This is a genomic window from Niallia laureatilytica (genome assembly GCF_046613985.1).
Classification (GTDB): Bacteria; Bacillota; Bacilli; order Bacillales; family Cytobacillaceae; genus Niallia.
Map to the genome: position 1 here is coordinate 1 of NZ_JBKKHP010000036.1, position 1,376 is coordinate 1,376.

The 1,376-nt window shown below is 37.7% G+C and carries 1 protein-coding gene and 1 pseudogene; both read right to left on the reverse strand.

Annotated elements, in window-relative coordinates; all coding sequences use genetic code 11:
- Positions 1-846 (reverse strand): annotated as a pseudogene (locus ACLIJJ_RS26770) (IS3 family transposase); the annotation flags it as partial.
- Positions 807-1,370, reverse strand: a complete 564-nt coding sequence (locus ACLIJJ_RS26775) for a helix-turn-helix domain-containing protein (RefSeq protein ID WP_233319543.1) — start codon at positions 1,368-1,370, stop codon at positions 807-809. The gene ACLIJJ_RS26775 and the pseudogene ACLIJJ_RS26770, both read right to left, overlap by 40 nt.
- Between the last annotated feature and the right edge of the window lie 6 nt (positions 1,371-1,376).

Sequence of the window (1,376 nt, forward strand, 5' to 3'; positions counted from 1 at the left end):
ATGAGTTCGGAATTTTACCGGACTCATGCCGGCCAGTTTTTGTTTAATTCGATCGTTGTTATAGTAATGGATGTACTTCTCAATCTTCATCTTCAAGGCTTCATAAGAAATTAATTGTTCTCCGTAATACATTTCCTGCTTCAGTAAGCCAAAGAAGTTTTCCATTGCTGCATTGTCTGCACATGTTGCTTTGCGAGACATGCTTTGGTACATCTTATTTTCTTTCAATGTGTGTACCCATTTGTAGTGCTGATAGTGCCAGCCTTGATCGGAGTGAATGGTTGTTCTATATTTGGCACGCTCTTGAATAATAGGAAGCACCTGTTTTAATGAATCCATCACAAATTCCAGCGTTGGACTTTTAGACATACTAAACCCAATAATTTCGCCGTTATATAAATCCATGATAGGGCTTAAATACAACTTCTCATCATTTGTACATTTGAATTCCGTTACGTCGGTCACAACTTTTTGAAGGGTATGTGGTGTGTGGAAACGACGGTTCAAACGATTTTTCGCCACTTTCCCAACCGTACCTTTATACGATTTGTAGCGTGATTTACGCACGAATTTTTCGCATTTCAAACCTAGTTTCTTCATGATACGTTGTACTTTCTTATGGTTAACAGGGTAACCTTGCGTTTTCAATTCCGCATGAATACGACGGTAACCATATCTGCCTTCATGCTTCTCAAACGTCTCTAAAATCAGCGTTTCCCACGTTTCATTTGGATTCTTTTGTTTCATCTGTTTGATTTGATAATGATACGTTGCCTCTGGAATTTTCACTTGTGTTAAGACATCTTTTAATCGGAATCCTTCTTCTTTAAGTTCGAAGGCGATGGCTGCTTGTGCTTTTCGAGGAAGGCATCCGGATTCTCTCGAAAAGCCTTCAACTTTTTTAAATAGGCAACCTCTAAACGAAGCATTTCATTTTCACGTTCTAACTGTTCCTCACGTGACATTGGTTTATTCTGTTTATTCGCTGTTGTTTTTGGTTTTTTAGACATAGACGGGCGCCCCTTTGCTTTTTGTTGCAGGCCCTCTATTCCTTCTTTTTCTAATTTACTGTTCCAATTGGCGATTAAACTCGGATTATTTATCCTAAATTGAATCGCTGTCTCTTGAAAAGAAGCACCTGTTTGTTTCATAAAGTGTAATACATCCAATTTGAATTGAACAGGGTATTCCTCATTAACTATTTTCCGTTGTAACCCTTCCTCGCCAAAAGCTTTATAAGCACTTACCCAATTCTTAATTGGCGAAGAAGATGGAATACTGTATTTTTGCGCCAATCGGTCATAACTTAAAGCACTTTTCAAATACTCTTGTACAATTTTCAGTTTGAAATTCCCACTATATTTAGCCATAAAAAA